The organism is Reyranella sp. GW821-FHT14A01, assembly GCF_058803965.1.
Map to the genome: position 1 here is coordinate 1 of NZ_JBXAPM010000004.1, position 20,724 is coordinate 20,724.

Genomic DNA, 20,724 nt, shown 5'->3' on the forward strand with positions numbered 1-20,724 from the left:
GTCCCGCCCGTCATCGTGTCGATACCGGCGCCGCCATTGAGCACATTGTTGCCTGCGTTGCCGGTCAGGACGTTGGCCAGGGTGTTGCCCACGCCGTTGATGTTGGCGCTGCCGGCCAGCGTGAGATTCTCGACGTTTGCCGACAGCGTATAGCTCACCGAACTCGACACCGTGTCAGTGCCGTGTCCGCTCGCTTCGACGACGACGTCGCCGGCGTGATCGACCCGGTAGGTGTCGTTGCCGGCCCCGCCCGTCATGGTGTCGGCACCGGCTCCGCCATCGAGCGTGTTGTTGCCGGCGTTGCCGGTGAGCACGTTGGCCAGTGCGTTGCCCGTGGCGTTGATGTTACCGCTGCCCGTCAACGTCAGGTTCTCGACGTTTGCCGACAGCGTATAGCTCATCGCGCTCTGCACCGTGTCGGTGCCCTGTCCGCTCACTTCGACGACGACGTCGCCGGCGTGATCGACCCGGTAGGTGTCGTTGCCGGCCCCGCCCGTCATCGTGTCGGCGCCGGCACCGCCATCGAGGATGTTGTTGCCGGCGTTGCCCGTGAGGATATTGGCCAGGGAGTTACCCGTGGCGTTGATGTTGCCGCTGCCCGTCAGCGTAAGATTCTCGACATCGGCAGGCAGTGTATAGCTCACCGAGCTCTGCACCGTGTCCGTGCCCTGGCCAGCCAACTCGACGACCACATCGCCGGCACGGTTCACGATATACACATCGTTGCCCGCGAGGCCCTTTATCGTGTCGGCCCCGGCGGTACCCACGAGCTTGTCGTCGCCAACCGTGCCCAGAAGGCCGTTGGCTGGTTCGGATGGTTCGGACGGCGCAGCTTCGCTCATGTCGAAGATCGTGCCGCTTATCTTGGACGGCGCGAGGCCATTCAGCCGGATGGTTCGTTCCGGTGAAATGGTGAGCAGCGTGCCGCCGAACCCGTCCGAACGGGCAGAGGCAAGGACTGAGGCGAGCGATACCGGGCCGAGGAGGGCGATGATGTCCGTGCCGGGCCGGAAGCCTTCTATCTCGAGCCGGCCGGGGCTCGCCGCACTTACCTCGAAGCGCGCCGCGCCGCCGCGGACCAGGGCGTAGTCCTGCCCGTCACCGGGCACGTAGACATTGGTGCCGGTGCCGCCGATAAGATAGTCGTCGCCGGCCCGGCCCTCGAGCCGGTCACCCCCGCCGGTGGAATTATCGATCAGGACATCGGAGCCAACCGTTCCGATCAGTGTGGTGCGGCCGACGCCGCGGTCATAGGCGAAGACATTGTCGCCCGTGAAGGTGACGGTGGTGTTCTGCGCCGTGGGAGCGACGACGCGCATTTCCGTCACGCCGATCTGCGTGCCGTCGGGCATGCGCGGAACGACCTGGTATTGCGCATCGGTCCGCAGGTCCGGCATGCCGGCGGCCAGGATCCAGCCATAGGCGCGCATCGCATCTGCCGCCACGCGGTGATCGGTTGGATCCTCGCCGCCGGCGAAGACGGTGATGATGTTGGCGTTGCTCATGGCGGCAAGTTCCGCCCAGTAGCCGGAGGACGGGCCGGTGCTGTAGGTGCCGGCGGCTTGGCTGGCCGCCGCCACCTGGGCCCAGTTGGTCAGCGCCTTGCCGTCGCTTCCATACACGTTCAGCGAGTAGTTGAAGCCGTTGTAGGGATTGATGTCGGAAGAGAGGAAGCGCCCACTGAGGAAGTTTGCCTCCCATTTCAGGACGGCACGGGCATCAGCATTGCCTTGAAGGGCGGCGAGGGCGGTGGTGCTGGCGAAGAAATCCTGCTGCCAGGGGGCTATCGCCCCGGTCTCGCGATAAGTGCCTTCGAAATAGCCATGGACCGCGCCCTGCTCCTTGGTGAGCTTTGCTGTCGACGCGTTGAGATAAGCCCAGTTATTGTCCGCGATCTGCGTGAAATACGTCTTCTCGTAGGAGCCGTCCGGGTTGGCATAGGCAGCTTCCTGGACAGCACGCAGCGACCAGGCTTGCGCGCGAAGTTCCTCGTTCGAGTTGGCGACGATGCCTTTTGCGTTCTGCCGGGGATCGTTCCAACTGGAAGCGATCACGAACGAGGCCTGGGCGTTCAGCATGTCGAGATGGTAGCGATCTCCGGTCAGGAGCCAGGCAACGTAGGAGGCGTCGGGGCTATGGGCACGGTCGGTGGTCCAGCCCGATTCGGTCCCCGCGATCTGCGACGGCCGGACGCTGCCGCGCGAGTCGATCCACAATGACGGGTAGTCCGTGACCGAGAGAACGTGACCTTTCGCCGTATCGTAGTAGTGCCAGGGAATGCTGCCCGCGGCCTGTGCCTGGGCAAGAGCATAGTTTGCGGCGGCGGCGTCTTGCGTAATCAGCCAACGGGCATTCGCCTCGGTGGTCGGGCCGATATCCGGCCTTCCACCGGTGGTCGGCATGTACTGGTAAAGCCCGTTGACTCCGAGCACGTTGCTCCAGGACGACGGTACCGCAGGAGCACTACCCACGGTGGCGGTGAGGTCGTAGTTCCAGATGGCGCCGGTCTGCTCCAGGTAGTCGATGTCATGCCGGACATTCAGCGTCGGCTTGGCACTGCTGTCCTGGCTGACGTCCTGCGCCCAGACCTGGTACTGATACTGCGTCAGGTTGGTCGTGCTGAAGCGTGTTGCGCCGCCCTCGACGATGGACAGGCTGCTGAACAGTATGGCGCCGCCGGTGCTTCCCATGGCGGTGTCATTTTGAAACATCACTTTGGTCGAGATGCTGCCGTCTGCATAGGTGACGACATCAAAGGTGACGTGCAGTGCACGGGTGACCGACACATCGAATCTGATTTCGGTCGCCAGCGCGCCCTGGCGAAGTACTTCGAAATCGCCACTCGACAAGGCGGAAGAGAGTTTCTGTGCGGCGTTGATCGTCACCGCGCCAAGGCCCGAGATGTTCATGTTGACGGTGAGGTCGTAGCCCTGTGCCAACGCCGCGTTGTTCGCGATGGCCGCTCCGGTGGTTGGACTGCTCGCCGACAACGTGCCCTGCAGCGTCGCGCCGGCGGCGATGGCGGGGGCGGCTGCGGTCAGAATGGCTGATTTTACGGACCCGTCGGCATAGCGTGACAGCACGTCCATCTGCAGCGGCACAACCTGAGTGCCCGTGACAGCGCTGATGGATTGTCCCTTCGGCAAGTCGCCATCGGCGAAAGTCTGATTGAAGCGGATGTACTGCGCAGTGCTCTTGGTCGTCGTCGCGTTCTGAATGCCGAAGTCAATATCTGCCAAGCTCATGCCCGCTCCTCATCGTATTCGCCATCGGAGTTACCACGACAAGGTCCTTCCACAACCATCGGATGATGGATAACAAAGGAGTTCCGGCGCTTTCCCACGCAACGGTCACAAGAGGGGCGAAAATGTATGAGGGCCAAGTAGAGCACGGCTCCTGCAGGATCCTGTCCTTCAGCCTGCCTGCGCTTTGGATCGCGATGAGCGCATGATCGACAGTCTCGTCATTCTGCTGACATGCGGCGGAATTGTCGCCGTAGCGGTTCGCGCCATCCTGATGGAACGCCGCGACAAGGCCATGCTTCCGAAGCGCCCGCCACGCTGAGCGAGTCGACGCGATGCAAGCCCTCTTCATTTTTGGCTGCTGGGCATCGCTGATTGTTCTGGGCGGCATGGCGCCCTTCGTGATGGCGCTTGCTTACATATGGGTGGATTTGTTCCGCCCACATGACGTCGCGCCGGCGCTCGGTCAGCTTCTTCCATTCTCCCTGACAACGGCGGCACTCGCTGTCGGGGCCTATCTTGTGCTGGACCGGCGGGATCCTCCGCGGCTCGGGCTGCTGACGGCGTTGCTGGTCGTTTGGGCCGCCTGGATCACCCTGACGACAAGCTGGTCGCAGTTCCCCAGCTCAGCTTGGTGGAAGTGGGATTGGGCCTTCAAGACGATTGTCTTCACAGCGGTGCTGCCATTCGTCTTCCGCTCTCGTGTCCAGATCGAAGCGGCACTGCTCGTCATTCTGCTATGCATAGCCTCGAACGTACTTCCCTTCGCAATCAAGTCGGTGATTGGCGGGGCCGGCTACGGTCGCGCATTCGGGCTGATCGACATCAATGGCGGCTGGGGAGGAGAGGGCAGCACCCTCGGCACCTATGCATTCGCCTGCCTGCCGCTGGTCGTCTATCTGCAGCGTCATTCCTTGCTGGCGCCGGCGCGAGGCTGGCTGCGCTGGGCCTATCTGGCCGCTCCGGCCGTTGGGATCATCGGAGCTTTCGGAACCTTCGCGCGGGCAGCCGTCGTCGCTTGCTTCGTCTGGGCGGTGCTTACCTGGTGGCAATCCCGCCACAAGCTGATGGTGGTGGTCATGATGGCAGCCGCGGCGGCGGCCGTGGTGCCTTTGATGGGCGATGCCTGGCTCGCACGCATCTCGACGTCTCGTGATCCACGCCAGGAGCAGAGCGCAAATACCCGCCTGGAGGTCTGGGCCTGGACGATCGACCTCGCCAACAGGTACCCCGCCGGCGCCGGCTTCAACTCGTATCTCGGCAATCGTATCGAGGTGCGCGACGAATATGGACGCGAGATCGTCGAAGAAGGCCGCGCGTTCCACAGTATCTACTTCGAGGTCCTGGGCGAGCACGGTTGGATCGGTCTCGCGCTCTTCTTCTCGATCTTCGCCGTGTTCTTCTTCGACATGTGGCGTATCCGGCGACGGGTGCGACACAGGCCGGATCTGGAATGGCTCGGAGACCTCGCGCGTGCGTTGAGTCATGGCGTGCTGATCTTCATGGCGGGTGCCGCCTTCGTCGGCATCGCCTTCTACCCGCTGCAATATTATTTGTTCGCGCTGGCGGTCAGCGCCTCGGCTGCACTGCATCGCGCCGCCGCGGCACCAGCGCCAACGGTCGAGGCCCGCGTCGCGCCGGCTCTGCCCGGCGGCTGGCGGCATCGTGTCGAGCATGTGAGACCTTCACGATAGGTCCAATCCGTCGGGCTCCGACGGCGAGCGTGTATGACAGGCGTCCTATAGGGTGATCATCTATGCGTTTTGCCACGCTCCTCTTCATTCTTCTGCTGTCGCCAGGTGTGTTGCACGCCGAGGCCCGGGTGCTTGAGGTCGGCCCGGGCCATCCTTTCAGCCTGCCGTCGGCCGCCGCTGTCGCGGCCCGTGCCGGAGATGTCATCAGGATCGCGCCAGGAACCTACGAGGATTGTGCGGTGTGGCGAGCCGATAGACTCGTCATCGAGGGGGTGGATTCTGAGCGCGTTGTCATCGGCAATCGCACCTGCGAGGGGAAAGGCGTCTTCGTCATTCCGGGCAACGATGTCACGGTCCGCGGCGTGACCCTCACCGGTGCCCGCAGCGCCAACAGCAATGGCGCGGGCATCCGGGCGGAGGGCATCAACCTCACCGTCGAGCGCGTGCGCTTCCTTCGTAACCAAAACGGCATCCTGCATGCGGGCGTGAGGCGCGGCGCGCTGATCGTGCGCGACAGCGTGTTCACCGGCAATGGCAGCTGCGAGCAAGAATGCGCCCACGGCATCTATGCGGGGCCGCTCGAACTGCTGCGCGTGGAGAACTCGCACTTCAGCGCTCAGCGCGAGGGTCACCACGTAAAATCTCGTGCCTACACGACCGAGGTTCTGGGCTGCTCCATCGAGGACGGGCCTCAAGGCACGTCCAGCTACCTGGTCGATATACCGAATGGTGGCGCCGTCCTGCTGCGCGGCAACCGGTTGTCCAAAGGGGCTCGCTCGAGCAACCGCAGCACCGCCATTTCCATTGGCGCAGAGGGAGTGGACCGGCCGACGCCCGGGATCCGCATAGAATCGAATGTCCTTGCTCTCGAGGGCGCCTACCGTACTGTCTTCGTCAGCAATCATACGGCGACGCCGTCATTGCTGAAGGGAAACAGCCTGCCATCCACGGTCACCCCGCTGCGCGGTGATGGCCAAGTGGTGTCCGGAGCCGGAATATCGCGCTGAATCCCTAGATCGCTACGTCGCCGGATGAGGCGTCCGCTCGATCACTGCCGAATTTTCAAGACGGTGCACAATCCAGCCGCGTAGATCCTGCCACGCCGACCGCAGCCATTGCCGCAGTCCGAACCACCATACCCCGGAGCGACTGGCCTCCAAGGCTTCGGAAGCAACGTGATTGTCCTCCAACTGCAGGCTCCGGCCGGACCAGTTCAGCACGAGCAGCCCGTCGCCCTCCAGTCGGTTGCTGGTGATCAGGAGAGGATGCAGGCTGGCAGAAGGGAGGGCCAGGATCCCGGCGCGGTGGCCTCGCGGGCCTGTCCCGCCCTCGATGCGGTTGCGCACAGCCGTCAACCCGCCCTCGACCATCACGGCGGCGCCTTCAAGCAGCGCCCCGCCGCCGATTCGACAACCTTCCAGCTCCGTTCGATCGGCGCCGGAGAGGATCGCGGCCTTTCCCTGGCCATTCTCGAATACGCTGTCCCGGATCAGCAAGGTATCGAGGCGGCCGGCACGCACCGCCGCGCTGGGCGTGCTGCCCGGCATCGCGCCATTGCCGCGGAAGGTGCTCCGCTCGATGCGCAGGTCGCCGCCCGCGAGGCCGGGTGCAAAGATGCCGTCTTGGTTGTTCTCGATCAGCACGCCGTCCAGGGAAAGGTTTGTGCCTTCCGACCGGATCGCCGCTCCGTGGCCATCGAGACTTCGCGCGCGAGCCAGGGCCAGATTGCGGACGCGAACGTTGTGACCCGTTACGACGAAGATCGCCTTGCCATGGCAGATGCGGTCGGTGATGCGCGTCGTCTCGCCGCTGCCCTCTATGATCAGGTTATCACCGCGCCACACGGCACAGTCGTAGTAGGTGCCGGGCAGGATACGGATCGTGTCGCCCGGGTTTGCCGCCGCCGCTGCCTCGCTGGGCAGACGGAAGGCGTCGTCGGGGCCCGTGCCAACCACCAGCACATCGGCATGGGCGCGCGCGCAAAACGCCAGGGACGTGCAGAGGAGCAACAATGTGGCCAGCTGCTTGCGGCAGCGACGCGCTCCGGCGCGGCGTGCAGGCCATTTCATCGAAGAGACTCTCCTTTGTGGATGCTGCCGCGCTACCGCGTGTCGCCCAGTAACGGGTGGAAGAGCATTAAATGAACACAACTTATCTTATGTTAATTGAGGCGAACCATCATGGCGCTATTCTCCTTCGAGAAGCTTGGGGGCTGCTATGCGACAGAGTCTAGCTACGATGGTCATTGAGCCACGTTCGCTGGTACGCGAAGCGCTGGTTTCACTGATGGTAAGTCATTCCTATCACATTGTCGGAGATATGGCTTCGCCCGCCGACATCGACAGGACCTCGACTACCACCGATGCGCCGAGGCTGGTCATCCTCAGCGCATTGCCGGTCGATGAGGCTGCCTGCGCAGCCACGCACATTCGGGAGCTGTGGCCGGAAGCCAAGGTCATCTTCCTCTTTGAGCGTGCGTCATCGGGCGATTTCCAGAAGGTGCTGGCTTCGGAGATCGATGGATGCATCCCATTGTTCGCGTCGCCGGATACGCTTGTCGACACGCTCCAGAGGATCGTTGCCGCAAACCTCCGGATCCTTGTTCTGAAGGCCGAGACATGTTCGTCGATGCCATCCCGGACGATCAGAGAAGAGGCCGACGCGTTGAGCCTTGCTTCACACGATCCGGCACGAGGGGACGATGTGAAGAACCGTGTCATCGACTGCTCTGCCTCGCTTCGATTGTCCTGTGGCCTGTCCCAGCGCGAAGAGGAGATCCTGAAGGGCGTGGTAAAGGGCCTTTCAAACAAGATGATTGCCCGCACGTGTGGCGTTACCGACGCGACGATCAAAGTCCACATGAAGTCGATCTTGCGGAAGATACGCGTGGCGAACCGGACGCAAGCGGCAATCTGGGCGCTCGAGCGGGGGTACGGCGCCGAAGTCAATCGCGGCCCGCTGGCGCTTCGTCCAGTGGCACACGGGGTAGCCGCGGCTTGACGCACTTTGGTGCAGCTGCCTCGGTATTCGACCATCGGCGTTCAGCGAGAGACATTCCATTGCAATCAACAATCGACATCGGGGAAATCGACCCCGCTGTCGATCGGAGGGCCACGGGTTGTCGCACCCGGATGGTTAGCCTGGTCGCCTGTTTTTCATAGTAAGTGGTCCCTACAGGGCTACATCCAAAGCGCTCGGAGTAAGTAAAGCGGTTCTGTTACCTTCGAATTGGCTGATTGTAACGATGTACCGGAAGCTCTCGCCGCCGTTTCAAGATTCAATCAGACGCACGTGCCGATAGACTGGCCGGCTGGGTCGGTCCGTTATCCATAATCTGGTGTAGCAATGATATCCTATGCACCGTTGCGGCCCGGTCCAGGTTTCGTTCCCAGTCATGCGGCCGCCTATTATGCGCAACGCTGCGTTACCCATCCGGCCATCAGAAGGTGTGTCGCTCGTGTTCTCGCGGCTGCAGTGAGATTCCGGCATGCCCCATTGGCGACCCGGCGGGAGCCTGATTTGCAGGACGTCGTGACCGTGTTGGAGCGGGATGGCATTGCCAAGGTGCCGGATCTCTTCTCACCGTCCGAGCTGGCGGATGTCGTTGGGTATTGCATGCGCCAACCTGTCGTGGTGCAGAAGGGGAGCTGTGTGTCGCTCAACGAGCTGCCCGCGGGCACCGCGATGGCCGCCTATGAGCTGCCAACAGTGGTTGCCTGCCCTTGGCTGATGAGTGCGCTCAATCGGCCAGACATCCTCCGGCTTGCATCGGCCTACCTCGGCTGCAAGCCGACCATTTCTGCCGTAGGCCTCAGGTGGTCATTTCCGGGCTCGAACGCGCCTGACATGACGCAGGCTTTCCATCGCGACCCCGACGAATGGCGATTCCTGAAGCTGTTCGTCTATTTGACCGACGTGGACGGTGAGACCGGCCCTCATATCTACGTCGCGGGCTCCCACAACACGCGCGGTCGCCTGCGCGGAAAAGCCTACTCGGAGGCGGAAGTCGAGGCCCGATTCGGAAAGCAGAATTTGCGGTCTATCCTCGGCCCGCGTGGTACGACCTTTCTGGCCGATACGATCGGCATTCACGCAGGAATGCCGCCGCAGCGTGCGCCGCGTCTTCTGCTGCAGGTGCAGTACTCGATCCTGGCGAACTTCGCGTTGCAATACAGGCCCGTCGTGGATCCCAGTCATCATGGACTCGATCCCTACGTGAACAGGCTTGTCCTGGCCCAAACCGGCAGCTGAATGGTTCTTCCGTCAGGGCGTCGCGAAATTCTCGCAATCGACCATCGTCTTGACGTGTACGGATTGTCGACCGCGATCGATGGTGCGATGGCAGATCGATTCGAATTCCCGGCCGATTGCCTGCCATGAAAAGCGCTGTTCCTCCAGCAGCCTTCGCGCGGAAGCTGCGACGCGCCTGCGCAATTGCGCATCGGCCAGCAATCGGATGATCTCGGCTGCAAACGCTTCGGGCGTATCGGCGACCAGGCAGTGCTCGCCCGACACAACCGCAAGACCCTCCACACCGAGCGTCGTCGAGACCACGGGGCGGCCCAATGCCATCGCCTCGAACGTCTTCAGTCGAGTGCCGCTGCCGACCCTCAGGGGGATCACCGAAACATCGCCTGCGAGTACCTCCGGCCTCATATCATCCACGAAGCCGGTGAACCGCCAGGGAAGGCCCCTTTTCGAAGCTTCGGCAACCAATGTCGCCGGCGGATTCCTGCCGACGACAGCCATGCGCGCATCCGGCCGGGCAGCGGCTACGATCGGCCAGACCTTGTCCATCAGGAATCCGATACCCTCGATGTTGGATCGACTGTCCATGGCGCCCGCGAATACGACGGTCCGCGCCGTATCTGCTGGAGGGTGGAAGGCGTAGAAGTCCAGATCGATGCCAGTATCGATTTCCTCGACCGCTTTCAGGCCGAACCGTTGACGCAGCACGCGGCCATCGCGCTGCGACACGGCCACGACCGTATCGAATCGACTGAGAGTCGTGTGTTCGAAGGCCTTCATTTTTGAGGCCTCGCGCTGCCACACGCGCTTCCATAGTCCTTTGGCCACGGCGGCGTGGCGTTCGTAGATCTCCGTTTCGACATTGTGGGTGAACATCACAGAAGGCGAATGCAGTGCCTTCGGCAGCAGCACCGCCGTGTGGGGAAAATCCACCACGACCACGTCCGGGCGTGCAGCCAGTTCGCGCGCCACGGCGCGGCGGCCGGCGGCCGAACGGTCGCCGGCGACCGAGACCGGCAATTGCCCGATCAGTGTCGCGAGACGCTTGAGCGGACCGTGGCTCGAAGCGGTCCAGCCGACAAAGGCGTCGCAGACCTCGGCAAGGCTGTCGGCATGCCGCTCGGCATCCGGTGGCCGGGGAGATGCAAGGGTGATCTCGAAGGCACCACCCTTCATTCCGCGCAGGGTTCCCACCGTCCGGATCTTCCCGCCTTCGTCGAGCGGAAACAGGAACCGCGGGCTGATGAACAGGAGACGCGGGCGGCTCACCAGCAGATACCCTTGTAGGAGATATCGGATCGAGCTCGCAGTTCCCCAATTCCCGCCAGATCCACGACGGCCTGGCCGTTGAGTGCCGAGAGCAGTGCCGGGCGGTCCGCCGCACCAATATGACCGATCACAGCCAATCGACTGCCCGTGAGAGCGGCTTCCGGGCTATCCACCATGAGTCTCTCCAGATGCGGAATCTCGCGTTCGACATAGCTTCGATTGCTGCCGAGCAGTGAGGCGACCTTTACCGGGCGATCGAAGATGCTGAGTTCGTAACCTTTGCCGATCAGCCTCTCGGCCAGCTGCACCAGCGGGCTTTCGCGCAGGTCGTCGGTGCCTTGCTTGAACGCAAGCCCGAAGAGACTGACGCGCTGGCGCCCATGACACGCGATCAAGTCGTATGCGCGATCGACAACGGCATTGTTGCTGCTCAGGACTTGCGACAGCAGCGGCATGGGGATCGACTTGCGATCGCCCAGGGAGAGCAAGCCACGCATGTCCTTTGGCAGGCAGGAGCCGCCGAAGGCGAAGCCGGGCCGCAGATAGGCCGAGGAAATGTTGAGAATCCGGTCTTCACAGAACAGCCGAAACGTAGCGGGTGCATCGATGCCATAGGCCGCCAGGACGACACCGGCCTCGTTGGCGAAGGCCAGCTTCACGGCATGGTAGGCGTTCGACAGGTACTTGACGCTTTCGGCGACGCGAAACGGCACGACATGCAGTGCCGTCGCCAGCGGCTCGTACAATTGGCGCAGCAGATCGGCATTATCGCCGGATGCCGCGCCGACAAGCGTGTAAGGCGGGGCGTGAAAGTCCTGGACCGCCGTTCCCTCGCGCAGGAACTCCGGGTTGCTGTAGTAATGCAGCCCATCGCCCATGCGCCGGCCGGCAGCGGCCTCGAGCGCCGGAATCACGCGCTCCTCGGCGCTGCCTGGCGGGAGGGTGGACCGCATGACCACGGCATGCGGGGCCTGCTTCGCGGCGATCGCCGCACCGATCTCCGCAATCACCGCATCCACTGCGTTGAACGCGACGCTGCCGTCGGCCGCGCTGGGGGTGCCAACGCAGATCAATGACAGGTCGGTGGCCGCCACGGCCTCCGCACCGTTTTCGGTCGCGGTGAGCAGGCCTTGCCCGACAGCGTCGGCAATCAGCTCATCGACGGAGGGCTCCACGATCGGAGACAGGCCACGGCTGAGCATATCGACCTTGGACGGTGTCACGTCGACCGCGATGACCCGGTGGCCCAGACCTGCGAGGCAGACGCTGGACACGACACCGACATAGCCGATTCCGAAAACCGAGATGCGCATGTATTTGAGCTCGCTGTTGCACGGAAACGATACGATCGCCGCAGCGACCGCAACGATCACAACTGCCATGGCGCGAACTGATCGTGCGTCGAGGTAGAAGAAGCGGCAAGCGCGCGGGAGGATAGCCACGTTATCGGCGGGCTCGATCGGGCTACCACCGCTGCACCCGGCGGCTGGACGTCGGTACAAGGAACGGAGGCGGGGGCGTCCAGCGATAACTTGCTGTTTGCCGCTGATGTCGGGCCGGACTTCCTCCAGGCCGAGCGGCAGCACATTCAAGCGATGTGCGCAGCCATTCTCGCCGGGCCCTGCACGATGCCGCTATTTTTCATGAGTCCGACGGATCGGGATCGACAGTGCCCTCTAAAGCCAGGGAAGCCGCAACTCTCGCCGAGTCCGCGAGAGCCTCTATCCGAGTCGGGAATGTTCTTTCCGAGCGTGCGATCTCGCTGGAATCCTGCTGGCGGATAATCGTCCAGCCGAACGGTGCATCCGATGGACCCGAACGGGTAACGCGCAACAGGTAATCGCTGGGTGGGCTCATCTAATGAGACCCACGCGGAAGTCGATCGATTAACTCTGAAGAATCTGGGTCGCCCAATTTCAGCGACTGAAAATCTGGCACCACGGCTTACCCCACCCGATAGTTCCAATCGCAAATTAGCCTGTTTTCGGCAAGCCACTTTTTGCAAAAGGTTTCTCCAAAAGCGATGAAAAGGTGTTGGTAAAGCCCATGCGGCGTCTTGCAAGCGGGAGAGCGCCAAAGACAGCCCGACCTCGATAGGCAAAGGCAGCCATTGAAGTCCACGATCTCATCCGGGCCCCACCGTCGGGAGTACTCCCTGAAGGTCTCTGCTCTCTGCAGCGCTTGTCAGCTACTACCGTGACTGAATTTGCTGAACGTTCAGGATGCCGGCTGGTTTCAGACCAGAGGCGGGCTGGCTGGAAAGATCGAGGATGCCATGAGCGGAGTTGTCCTGGTCACGGGGGGCGCGGGCTACATCGGCAGCCATGTCAGTAAGGCGCTTGCGGAATCGGGGGCCCTGCCGGTGTGTTACGACACGCTGGAAAAAGGTCACGCCTGGGCGGTCCGGTGGGGGCCGCTCGAATGCGGGGATATCGGCAATGCCGACCGGCTCGAGGAGGTTTTCACCCGGCACAAGCCGCGCGCGATTGTGCATTTGGCCGGGTACATCGAAGTCGGCGAGTCGATGCGCTGGCCCGAGCGTTACCTGCACAACAACGCCGCAAACAGCGAAGTTCTGATTGAAGCCGCGGTGCGCCACGGCATTGACGCCTTTGTCTTCTCCAGTACCTGTGCTGTCTACGGCGTGCCGCAGACCGAGCACCTGGACGAAACACACCGCATCGCTCCCCTCAACCCCTATGCCGAGTCAAAGGCACGGGTGGAAACCGCTCTTACCCGCGCTGCCTCCATGGGCTTGCGCGCGGCATCGTTGAGATATTTCAATGCCGCCGGCGCCGACGCCGGAGGCGAGATCGGCGAAGCGCACGAGCCGGAGACACATCTGCTGCCGCTGGCCGTCGATGCCGCGCTTGGGCGCGGTCCCTCGCTCACATTGCTTGGCGACGACTACCCGACGCCCGACGGCTCCTGCGTCCGGGATTTCATCCATGTCAGCGACCTGGCCGATGCGCATCTCCGCGCCTTGCAGTGGCTGCAGCGTGCATCGGCCGCGGGCTTGCACGAGCGCTTCAACCTGGGAAGTGGTTCTGGCCATAGCGTTCGCGAGGTCGTCGCCCAGACGGCCCGAATAGCGGGTCGCCCGGTGCCGCATCGGATTGGGGGCCGCCGACCTGGGGATTCGCCGCGATTGGTCGGCGACATCGGGAAGTCGCAACGCGAGCTCGGCTGGTATCCCGTGCGGGATCTCGACACCCAGATCGAGGATACGCTGCGCTGGCGGCGGAGAATGCCGCGTTGAGGCGCCTTGCCGGCCTCTAGGTCGCCGCCAGGTCGTCGAGGTTGATCTTCCAGTTCGACAGCAGGCCCGGAATATTCAGGTACCTTTTATCGAAGCCGGCGAGCTGCGCCAGCCGTTCCCTGTTTGCAACTTCGAGGGTCCTTCTTTTGTTCGAGAGGGCGCCGAGATCTCGCAGTTCGCGAACGATGCGATTGACATGGACAACGGAGAGTCCGCCGGCGTCGGCCAGGTCGATCTGGGTGATGGGGATTACGGCGCTCTTGATGTTGATCGCCTCCAATCGAGCCAGCTGTTCGCAGATGATGCTGGCAATGCGCGGAAGCGCCGCCCGTCGACTTATGCTGAGCAATCTTTCCCGAAAGATGCTCGCCTCGAGTATCGAGGCACGCCAGAAAGCCAGGCCGAGCTTTGGATGTTTTGAAAGCATCTGGTCCATATCCTCGTGGCGAATGATGCCGATCGAGCAGTTGGTCAAAGCCGTCACCGTCACGGTCTGATCAGTTTCGGGCAGCACGTAGCGGTGGAGGTCGCAAAAGTCCCCAGGATACTGAAAGGTGTAGATCTGCCGGCTGCCATCTTCGAGCCTCTTGTTCAGGCACGCCACACCAGCCAGCATCACGGTCAGTTGCCGCGGCGAACCACGCATATCGACGATGTTGCTGCCTTGGCGCACGGTCTCTTTGACCTTGACGAGACTCGTGACCGCCTGGAGGTCCGCCTCGGAATCGAGTTCCAGGCTTTTGAACTTGAAGATCAAAGCGTCGAGCTCACCTAACTTTGGAGACTTTATCGGTCCGACCATCGCCGTCTCCGTCCTGAAAGTCGCGGCTGGACTTTCGCTCGTGTGCAACCAAGGGTGCGATCGACAACGGTCATGGCATTGAGGACTTGCGTCCGAGGTCGCAGCGCCGCCGGCCTCGGAAGGGCAGTAACATGCTGACTCGGCCCATCGGCGAAGAAACCAAAGGACGGGTCATGCAGGAGGCTGGGATGGACATCCGGATCGGCCTGCCGGGCGAGAGGGCTGAGAAGGTTTCGGCAGGCCTTGGCACTTTGGCGCAGACGCCGCCGTCAACCTTCCCTTCATGAAGTCTGCTCCCACGCTAAAGCAGGCGTGGTCGCTCTCAAGTGCGAAGAAGTGGTAACCCGGTGGTCCGGCGCCAGCATGGGAGAGAGTTTGTAAATCTGTTGCCGGCACGCCGACTGCCGCGCAGGAAGGGGACATGTCGTTGCGCTTCGGATCCGGCGCTCACCAATGACGCAAATGTTATTTCGAAGACGTGTCACAAGTTAATTGGCCAACTCGCATCAGCCGATATTGAGATACCGGATGCTTGGGGGTGAGACATGGGGGCAGGTGTAGCAACAATTGTCGTCGAGCCACGCGACATCGTGCGCGAGGCGCTCGCGTCGCTCCTGGAAGGACTGCAGTATCGCGTAAGTTGCAAGGTCGCGAGTCCGGCGGATATAGCCGATACGTCGATTGCCGGAGAGAGATGCAAGCTGGCGATCCTGGGAGCGGTCTCGGCGGAAGATGGCGCGAGCGACGCTGCTCATATCCGGAGCGTGTGGCCGGACTGCAAGATACTCTTGATACTGGAGTCTGCCTCCTGCGCCGATCTCCAGGAGCTGGTGGACTCCGAGATCGATGGCTGCATACCCTTGGAAGCTTCGGCCGATACGCTGAGCAAAGCGCTGGATTTGATCATCGTTCAGAAACTCCGGGTGATGATCGCGGGTGGTTCCGGAATTCGCCTGATGCGAAGCGCGCAGCGGCAGCCCGGTCAACGCCTGTTGATCAAGAACGAGGCCTTGTCGATCGTTATCACCGACATGCCGGAGCTCGCGGTCAAGGAAAGCGGCCCCTCCCTCGTGAGCTCAGGAAACAATGACCGAAGCATGAATGGCATCTCCCCTCTACGAGAGAGAAACCTCTCGGAGCGAGAGATGCAGATTCTCGATAGCCTCGTGAAGGGGCATGCCAACAAGGTGATTGCGCGGACATGCGCCATATCCGAGGCCACGGTAAAGGTGCACATGAAGTCGATTTTGAGGAAAATTCGGGTGGCGAATCGAACGCAGGCGGCCGTCTGGGCTCTGGAGCATGGCTATTGTGATGAGGGACCGGAGGCCGAGCCCTGAAGTCAGTCGCTAAGCTGACAACCGGACTGGCCCTGGGCAGATATCCAAAGTCAATGCCGCGAGACGGCTGGACACGGCAGCGCCGTTACACTCCGGCTGGCGGTGAGAGGCGTTGCCTCTCGTTATCCGGCAGCCCCTGGGCCACAGGCTTGGAGGGCAATGCCGCCGCAGGGGGGCGGGGGAGGCTTATGGGCGGCGGCCGTCCAGGACGCGTTGAACTGCCCGCGATTTTGATCTGCCAGCGTGAGAGCAGCTGCGGCATGTTGAGGTAGTTGCCGTCGAAGCCGGCAAGACAAACAAGCTTTTCCCTGTTCGTCACCTTCATGGCGCGCCCTTGTTTCGACAGGAGGCCCAGGCGTTGAAGTTCCTTGTAGGTGCGATTGACATGGACGATCGAAAGTCCAGTCGCGTCTGCGACATCCAACTGGCTGAGCGGAATGATCGGATTGTCGAGGCCGACCACTTCCTGCCGGGCTAGCTGCTCGCACAGGAGATGGGCGACGCGCTGGAGGGCGGGTTGCCGGCCGACATTGAGCAACCGTTTCCGGAATATGCTTGCCTCCAGCACGGTCGCCCGCCACAAGGCCCGGCCCAGCGACGGATGCTTCGAAATCAGTTGGTCCAGATCGACGTGGTCGATGATGCCGATCGAGCAGTTCGTTATGGCCGCCACGGCAACTTCGTTGTTTGTCTCCGGCAACACATGCCGGTACAGGTCGCAAAAGTCACCGGGGTACTGAAACGCATATATCTGGCGGTCGCCGCTCGTGAGCCGCTCGTACAGACAGGCGACGCCTGCCATCAGCACCGTTGAATATCTCGGCGACTCACCCGGAGCTATGATGTCCTCGGTTCGACTGCCGATAGTTCTTACCCTGATACGACTGAGAAGAGCGTTCAACTCGTCATCGCTCTCCATACCCAACGTCTTCAGTTTCCGTCGCAGAGGACCAAAGCCATGGCGCTCCGATTGCTTCAGCAATGTGATCATGTGCACACCCCAAGTAGCTGCACTCGACGTTCTGTGCTCCCAACACAGTACTGACGCTGCTTCTGTGCTCCCAACACAGTCCCAACGCCCCCACTTCCGCGCTCTCAACTCGGTACTGGCGCTCACTCCCATTTCTCGACGCTGAGGCGACGCTTACTCGCGCGTTCCAAGATGGAAAAGGCGCGGCACTTATTACATTTATAGTGATAAGATTTAGCTGGCGATGTGATGGTCGTCACAATGATGTGTGCGCTCGGAAGTTGCGCATCCAGGGTTTACTCTCTTTGATGATGAATCGGGAGGAGCGCTGAGGTAGCCTTTGCCGAGAACCTGTCATGGCGACGCGCTGCCAGGACAATAGCTTTGGCTAGTGTTGGTCGGATGCCAACATACTAGATATTGCGATACATCCAGAATTAGAGCAGAGAGGGACTACGACTACTTTTGACTGCACGAAACTTGTCGGCGCATCGGACTCGCAAGCCGGCTCAAGATCCGCTCTTTCTCCCGGCCGGAATTTGTTCGGCGGCCGATCGGAGCGGAGACAAGGCAAGGCTTGGAACCGGTCGCGCCAGGGGGCGTCGTCGATGGCATCTGAAACTGGCTTGTTCGGTGCTCGCAACCCGTTGCCGGCACTGCCTCATGAGCTCTCGTCACGGTTGTTGACGGGTGCCAGGACGATAAAGCTCAAAAAGGGACAGATCCTTCTCGAAATGGGCACCGCCGGAGACGGCTGCTACTGGCTCAACGAAGGCGTGCTCAAGGTCAGCATCGCGTCAAGTCAGGGTGCTGAACGCATCCTTGCGATCCTGGGGGCCGGATCATTGGTGGGGGAATGCGCCATAATCGATGGGCTGCCGAGGTCTGCTTCCGTCCACGCGCTTCGAGACAGCAGCCTGACGTTCGTCGCGCGCAAAACTTTCCTCGAATGCTTGAAAATGTCGCCGAGCTTCTCCGCTTACCTGGTGGACATGCTGGTCGCACGGTTGCGGCGCGCCGACGAAGAGGTCGTGGCCGCGAGCTTCCTCTCGCTCAAGGCGCGCGTCGCCCGTGCGCTTCTCAAGTTCGCTGAGCATCTCGGCGAACCCACGATGACGCCGGATCAGGTCGAGATCCGGGAACTTCGCCAGGAGGACGTGGCGGCTTTGGCCGACGTGGCTCGCGAGAACGTCAGCCGGATCCTGAGCGAGTGGCGAAAGCAGAAGTTGATCGTGCCTCAGACGTCGACCGTCTATGTCATTCACAAGTCGAGGCTGGAGCGCGAGGCCGTCGAGGCATCGACAGGAGGCTCCATGGGATTGTGACGGAGAACGCCGCGCCAAGGTCTCCGCCACATTATGGGTAGCTCTTCTTCCCTCCCGTTCAATTGTCTGTTCTCCGGTAGGTTGCGGCAGCCCCTCACTGCACCCCCCAACAAAGCGGTGAGTGGTTAGGCCCTGCATAGGTTCACCTGCTTATGCAGGGCCGCCGAGGGCGCACTCGGGTGCCGCTGGGTCGGGGAGCAGGATCGAGGCAGGTGCCGCGGATGAGGGGGGTAACCCAAGTGTGGTCAGCCCTTTGCGTCGATGCGGACGCAACGCTTGCAGTTAACATTCCGTCCAGGTGGCCGCTGGGCGAGGTGCTTATGAGCAGGAGCAGCAAGAACGATGCGACGGTGACGCGAAGGATTGGCGCTCTCAAGCGTGTTATCGACGCGTCGTTGATGGAGCTGACGGAGGTCGAAGTCCTCATCAATGCCAAATGTGGAAGGCAGGCGGAGGGCGGCGAGCTCGAGAGAACGCGCATGGTGCTGACGAATGCGATCGTGAAAATGGATGCGGAACTCAAGCAACTCCAGCGCAGTGTGACCCGGGCGGAGCGCCCTATGGCTTCATCCAATGAGGCCCGATCCATGAAAGTCACTCAGGAGAAGTACGCCCTGAAACGAAGAGGGGCGAGCGACAACACGCTCGAGACATAGATCATGTGCGGCATCATCGGCATCATCGGCAAGCCGTCTGTCGCGCCCTTCCTGGTCGACGCGCTGAAGCGGCTCGAATATCGCGGCTACGATTCGGCCGGCATCGCCACATTGGTGAACGGCCACATCGATCGCCGCCGGGCCGAGGGCAAGCTGGTCAACCTCGAGGCGCGGCTGGCCGCCGAGCCGCTCACCGGCACGATCGGCATCGGTCACACGCGCTGGGCGACGCACGGCAAGCCCTCGGAGCGCAACGCCCATCCGATCGCTACCGACCGCGTCGCCGTCGTGCACAACGGCATCATCGAGAACTTCCAGGAGCTGAAGGAGGAGATGGAAGCGGAGGGTCGCCGGTTCGACAGCGATACCGACACCGAGGTCGTGGCGCAGCTCATCACCTCCTATCTCGATCGGCAGATGTCGCCGGAGCAGGCGATGGGCACGGCGATGGCGCGCCTGCGCGGCGCCTTTGCGCTGGCGGTGCTGTTCAGCGGCCGCCACGACCTGCTGATGGGCGCTCGTCGCGGCAGCTCGCTGGCGGTCGGCTATGGCGACGGCGCGATGTATATCGGCACCGACGCGCTGGCGCTGGCACCCTTCACCAAGCGGGTCAGTTACCTCGAGGACGAGGACTGGGTCGTGCTCACCCAGGACGGTGCGAAGGTCTACCAGGGAACGACCGAGGTGAAGCGCGAGATCCGGCAGACCGGTCTCAGCGGCGCCATGATGGGCAAGGGCAACCACCGACACTTCATGCTCAAGGAGATCCACGAGCAGCCGGCGGTGATCGGCGACACGCTGCAAAGCTATATCGACCCGGCGAGCCGGACGGTCGTCCTGCCGGCGTTGCCGTTCGACTGGAACAAGGTGAGCCGCATCACCCTGACGGGGTGCGGCGGCGCCTTCTACGTCTGCATGGTGGCCAAGTACTGGTTCGAGCAGCTGGCGCGGCTGCCGGTCGAGGTCGAGCTGGGCTCGGAGTTGCGCTACCGCGCACCGCCGCTGCCCGAGAGCGGCGTTTGCATCGCCGTCTCGCAGTCGGGCGAAACGGCCGATACGCTGGCCGCGGTGCGCTACGCCAAGGCCAACGGCCAGACCATCCTCTCGGTCGTGAACGTGCCGGAGAGCGCGATCGCCCGGGAATCGCAAGTCGTGCTGCACACCCTGGCTGGCCCCGAGATCAGCGTCTGCTCGACCAAGGCCACGACCACGCAGCAGACCGTCCTGCTGGCCGCGGCGATCGCGGCCGGCCGGGCGCGCGGCACGCTGTCGGCTGCCGACGAGGCGCGCTACGTGGCCGCGCTTATCGAGTTGCCGGCCCTGATCAACGAGGCGATGACCATGGAGGCGCAGTATCGGCAGATCGCCGACCATGTCCTCGCCGAGGCGCGCGACGTGCTCTATCTCGGCCGCGGCACGTCGTTCCCGGTCGCGCTGGAGGGCGCGCTGAAGCTGAAGGAAATCTCCTACATCCACGCCGAGGGCTATGCCGCCGGCGAGATGAAGCACGGGCCGATCGCCCTGATCGACGAGCTGGTGCCGGTCGTGGTCGTGGCGCCCAACGATCCGCTGTTCGACAAGACGGCGTCGAACTTCGAGCAGGTGAAGGCGCGCGGCGGCAAGCTGGTGCTGCTGAGCGACGCCGCCGGCGTGAGGCGCCTGGGACCGCACGCCGTCGCCACGCTCACCCTGCCCGAGGTCGATCCCGTCGTGGCCCCGATCCTCTACACGATCCCGGTACAGCTGCTGGCCTACTATACCGCCATCGCCAAGGGCACCGACGTCGACCAGCCGCGCAATCTCGCCAAGAGTGTCACCGTCGAATAGGGCAGGTGCCCGCGGGACTCAACGAAACCAGCGCCTATAGGGCGGTATCCGTCGCGTACCACTGCGCCCGACGCGGCATGTGCGGTTTCGAA

Annotated in this window: 14 protein-coding genes and 1 pseudogene; 9 read left to right on the forward strand and 6 right to left on the reverse strand. The window is 62.6% G+C overall.

The window, feature by feature from the left end; translation table 11 throughout:
* Positions 1-3,245 (reverse strand): annotated as a pseudogene (locus tag AC1ROX_RS08910) (hypothetical protein); the annotation flags it as partial.
* 332 nt (positions 3,246-3,577) lie between these two features.
* Here AC1ROX_RS08910 and AC1ROX_RS08915 point away from each other — a divergent pair.
* Both AC1ROX_RS08915 and AC1ROX_RS08920 read left to right on the forward strand, forming a co-directional pair.
* Positions 3,578-4,936: a putative O-glycosylation ligase, exosortase A system-associated gene (locus tag AC1ROX_RS08915; RefSeq protein WP_493124537.1), complete on the forward strand. Its 1,359-nt coding sequence runs from the start codon at positions 3,578-3,580 to the stop codon at positions 4,934-4,936.
* A 62-nt stretch (positions 4,937-4,998) separates the two neighbouring features.
* Entirely contained in the window at positions 4,999-5,943 is a 945-nt protein-coding gene (locus AC1ROX_RS08920; RefSeq protein WP_493124539.1) for a right-handed parallel beta-helix repeat-containing protein, read from the forward strand.
* Between the two features lie 12 nt (positions 5,944-5,955).
* Here the strand turns inward: AC1ROX_RS08920 and AC1ROX_RS08925 are convergent, their stop codons facing one another.
* The gene (locus AC1ROX_RS08925; protein ID WP_493124542.1) at positions 5,956-7,005 is read right to left on the reverse strand and encodes a right-handed parallel beta-helix repeat-containing protein; all 1,050 of its coding nucleotides are present in this window, start codon (positions 7,003-7,005) and stop codon (positions 5,956-5,958) included.
* Positions 7,006-7,255: 250 nt separating this feature from the next.
* Here AC1ROX_RS08925 and AC1ROX_RS08930 point away from each other — a divergent pair, with 250 nt between their 5' ends.
* Both AC1ROX_RS08930 and AC1ROX_RS08935 read left to right on the forward strand, forming a co-directional pair.
* Complete coding sequence (locus AC1ROX_RS08930) at positions 7,256-7,936, forward strand: helix-turn-helix transcriptional regulator (RefSeq protein ID WP_493124544.1); 681 nt, start codon at positions 7,256-7,258, stop codon at positions 7,934-7,936.
* 519 nt (positions 7,937-8,455) lie between these two features.
* Entirely contained in the window at positions 8,456-9,187 is a 732-nt protein-coding gene (locus AC1ROX_RS08935; protein ID WP_493124546.1) for a phytanoyl-CoA dioxygenase family protein, read from the forward strand.
* Between the two features lie 12 nt (positions 9,188-9,199).
* Here the strand turns inward: AC1ROX_RS08935 and AC1ROX_RS08940 are convergent, their stop codons facing one another.
* Both AC1ROX_RS08940 and AC1ROX_RS08945 read right to left on the reverse strand, forming a co-directional pair.
* Complete coding sequence (locus AC1ROX_RS08940) at positions 9,200-10,453, reverse strand: glycosyltransferase (RefSeq protein ID WP_493124548.1); 1,254 nt, start codon at positions 10,451-10,453, stop codon at positions 9,200-9,202.
* The gene (locus AC1ROX_RS08945) at positions 10,450-12,039 is read right to left on the reverse strand and encodes a nucleotide sugar dehydrogenase (protein ID WP_493125321.1); all 1,590 of its coding nucleotides are present in this window, start codon (positions 12,037-12,039) and stop codon (positions 10,450-10,452) included. Before AC1ROX_RS08945 ends, AC1ROX_RS08940 begins: the two co-directional genes overlap by 4 nt.
* Before the next feature lie 689 nt (positions 12,040-12,728).
* Here AC1ROX_RS08945 and galE point away from each other — a divergent pair.
* The gene (galE, locus tag AC1ROX_RS08950) at positions 12,729-13,712 is read left to right on the forward strand and encodes a UDP-glucose 4-epimerase GalE (RefSeq protein ID WP_493125323.1); all 984 of its coding nucleotides are present in this window, start codon (positions 12,729-12,731) and stop codon (positions 13,710-13,712) included.
* Positions 13,713-13,728: 16 nt separating this feature from the next.
* Here galE and AC1ROX_RS08955 read toward each other — a convergent pair whose 3' ends face one another.
* Entirely contained in the window at positions 13,729-14,514 is a 786-nt protein-coding gene (locus tag AC1ROX_RS08955; RefSeq protein WP_493124551.1) for a Crp/Fnr family transcriptional regulator, read from the reverse strand.
* A gap of 545 nt (positions 14,515-15,059) precedes the next feature.
* Between AC1ROX_RS08955 and AC1ROX_RS08960 the strand changes: the two genes are divergently transcribed.
* Complete coding sequence (locus AC1ROX_RS08960) at positions 15,060-15,854, forward strand: helix-turn-helix transcriptional regulator (protein ID WP_493124553.1); 795 nt, start codon at positions 15,060-15,062, stop codon at positions 15,852-15,854.
* 85 nt (positions 15,855-15,939) lie between these two features.
* Here the strand turns inward: AC1ROX_RS08960 and AC1ROX_RS08965 are convergent, their stop codons facing one another.
* Positions 15,940-16,845 (reverse strand): Crp/Fnr family transcriptional regulator, encoded by a 906-nt coding sequence (locus AC1ROX_RS08965; protein ID WP_493124555.1) that lies wholly within the window; start codon positions 16,843-16,845, stop codon positions 15,940-15,942.
* 587 nt (positions 16,846-17,432) lie between these two features.
* Between AC1ROX_RS08965 and AC1ROX_RS08970 the strand changes: the two genes are divergently transcribed.
* The 3 genes from AC1ROX_RS08970 (at position 17,433) to glmS (ending at position 20,632) form a co-directional block, all read left to right on the forward strand.
* Positions 17,433-18,149 (forward strand): Crp/Fnr family transcriptional regulator, encoded by a 717-nt coding sequence (locus AC1ROX_RS08970; protein ID WP_493124557.1) that lies wholly within the window; start codon positions 17,433-17,435, stop codon positions 18,147-18,149.
* Between the two features lie 320 nt (positions 18,150-18,469).
* The gene (locus AC1ROX_RS08975) at positions 18,470-18,805 is read left to right on the forward strand and encodes a hypothetical protein (RefSeq protein WP_493124559.1); all 336 of its coding nucleotides are present in this window, start codon (positions 18,470-18,472) and stop codon (positions 18,803-18,805) included.
* 3 nt (positions 18,806-18,808) lie between these two features.
* On the forward strand, positions 18,809-20,632 hold the full coding sequence (gene glmS, locus AC1ROX_RS08980) for a glutamine--fructose-6-phosphate transaminase (isomerizing) (protein WP_493124561.1): 1,824 nt from the start codon (positions 18,809-18,811) through the stop codon (positions 20,630-20,632).
* Positions 20,633-20,724: the final 92 nt, after the last annotated feature.

Coding starts and splice junctions, on each gene's coding strand:
- AC1ROX_RS08915 (WP_493124537.1), top strand. CDS start 3,578: ATGCAAGCCCTCTTCATTTTTGGCTGCTGGGCATCGCTGATTGTTCTG.
- AC1ROX_RS08920 (WP_493124539.1), top strand. CDS start 4,999: ATGCGTTTTGCCACGCTCCTCTTCATTCTTCTGCTGTCGCCAGGTGTG.
- AC1ROX_RS08925 (WP_493124542.1), bottom strand. CDS start 7,005: ATGAAATGGCCTGCACGCCGCGCCGGAGCGCGTCGCTGCCGCAAGCAG.
- AC1ROX_RS08930 (WP_493124544.1), top strand. CDS start 7,256: ATGGCTTCGCCCGCCGACATCGACAGGACCTCGACTACCACCGATGCG.
- galE (WP_493125323.1), top strand. CDS start 12,729: ATGAGCGGAGTTGTCCTGGTCACGGGGGGCGCGGGCTACATCGGCAGC.
- AC1ROX_RS08955 (WP_493124551.1), bottom strand. CDS start 14,514: ATGGTCGGACCGATAAAGTCTCCAAAGTTAGGTGAGCTCGACGCTTTG.
- AC1ROX_RS08960 (WP_493124553.1), top strand. CDS start 15,060: ATGGGGGCAGGTGTAGCAACAATTGTCGTCGAGCCACGCGACATCGTG.
- AC1ROX_RS08965 (WP_493124555.1), bottom strand. CDS start 16,845: ATGATCACATTGCTGAAGCAATCGGAGCGCCATGGCTTTGGTCCTCTG.
- AC1ROX_RS08970 (WP_493124557.1), top strand. CDS start 17,433: ATGGCATCTGAAACTGGCTTGTTCGGTGCTCGCAACCCGTTGCCGGCA.
- AC1ROX_RS08975 (WP_493124559.1), top strand. CDS start 18,470: ATGAGCAGGAGCAGCAAGAACGATGCGACGGTGACGCGAAGGATTGGC.
- glmS (WP_493124561.1), top strand. CDS start 18,809: ATGTGCGGCATCATCGGCATCATCGGCAAGCCGTCTGTCGCGCCCTTC.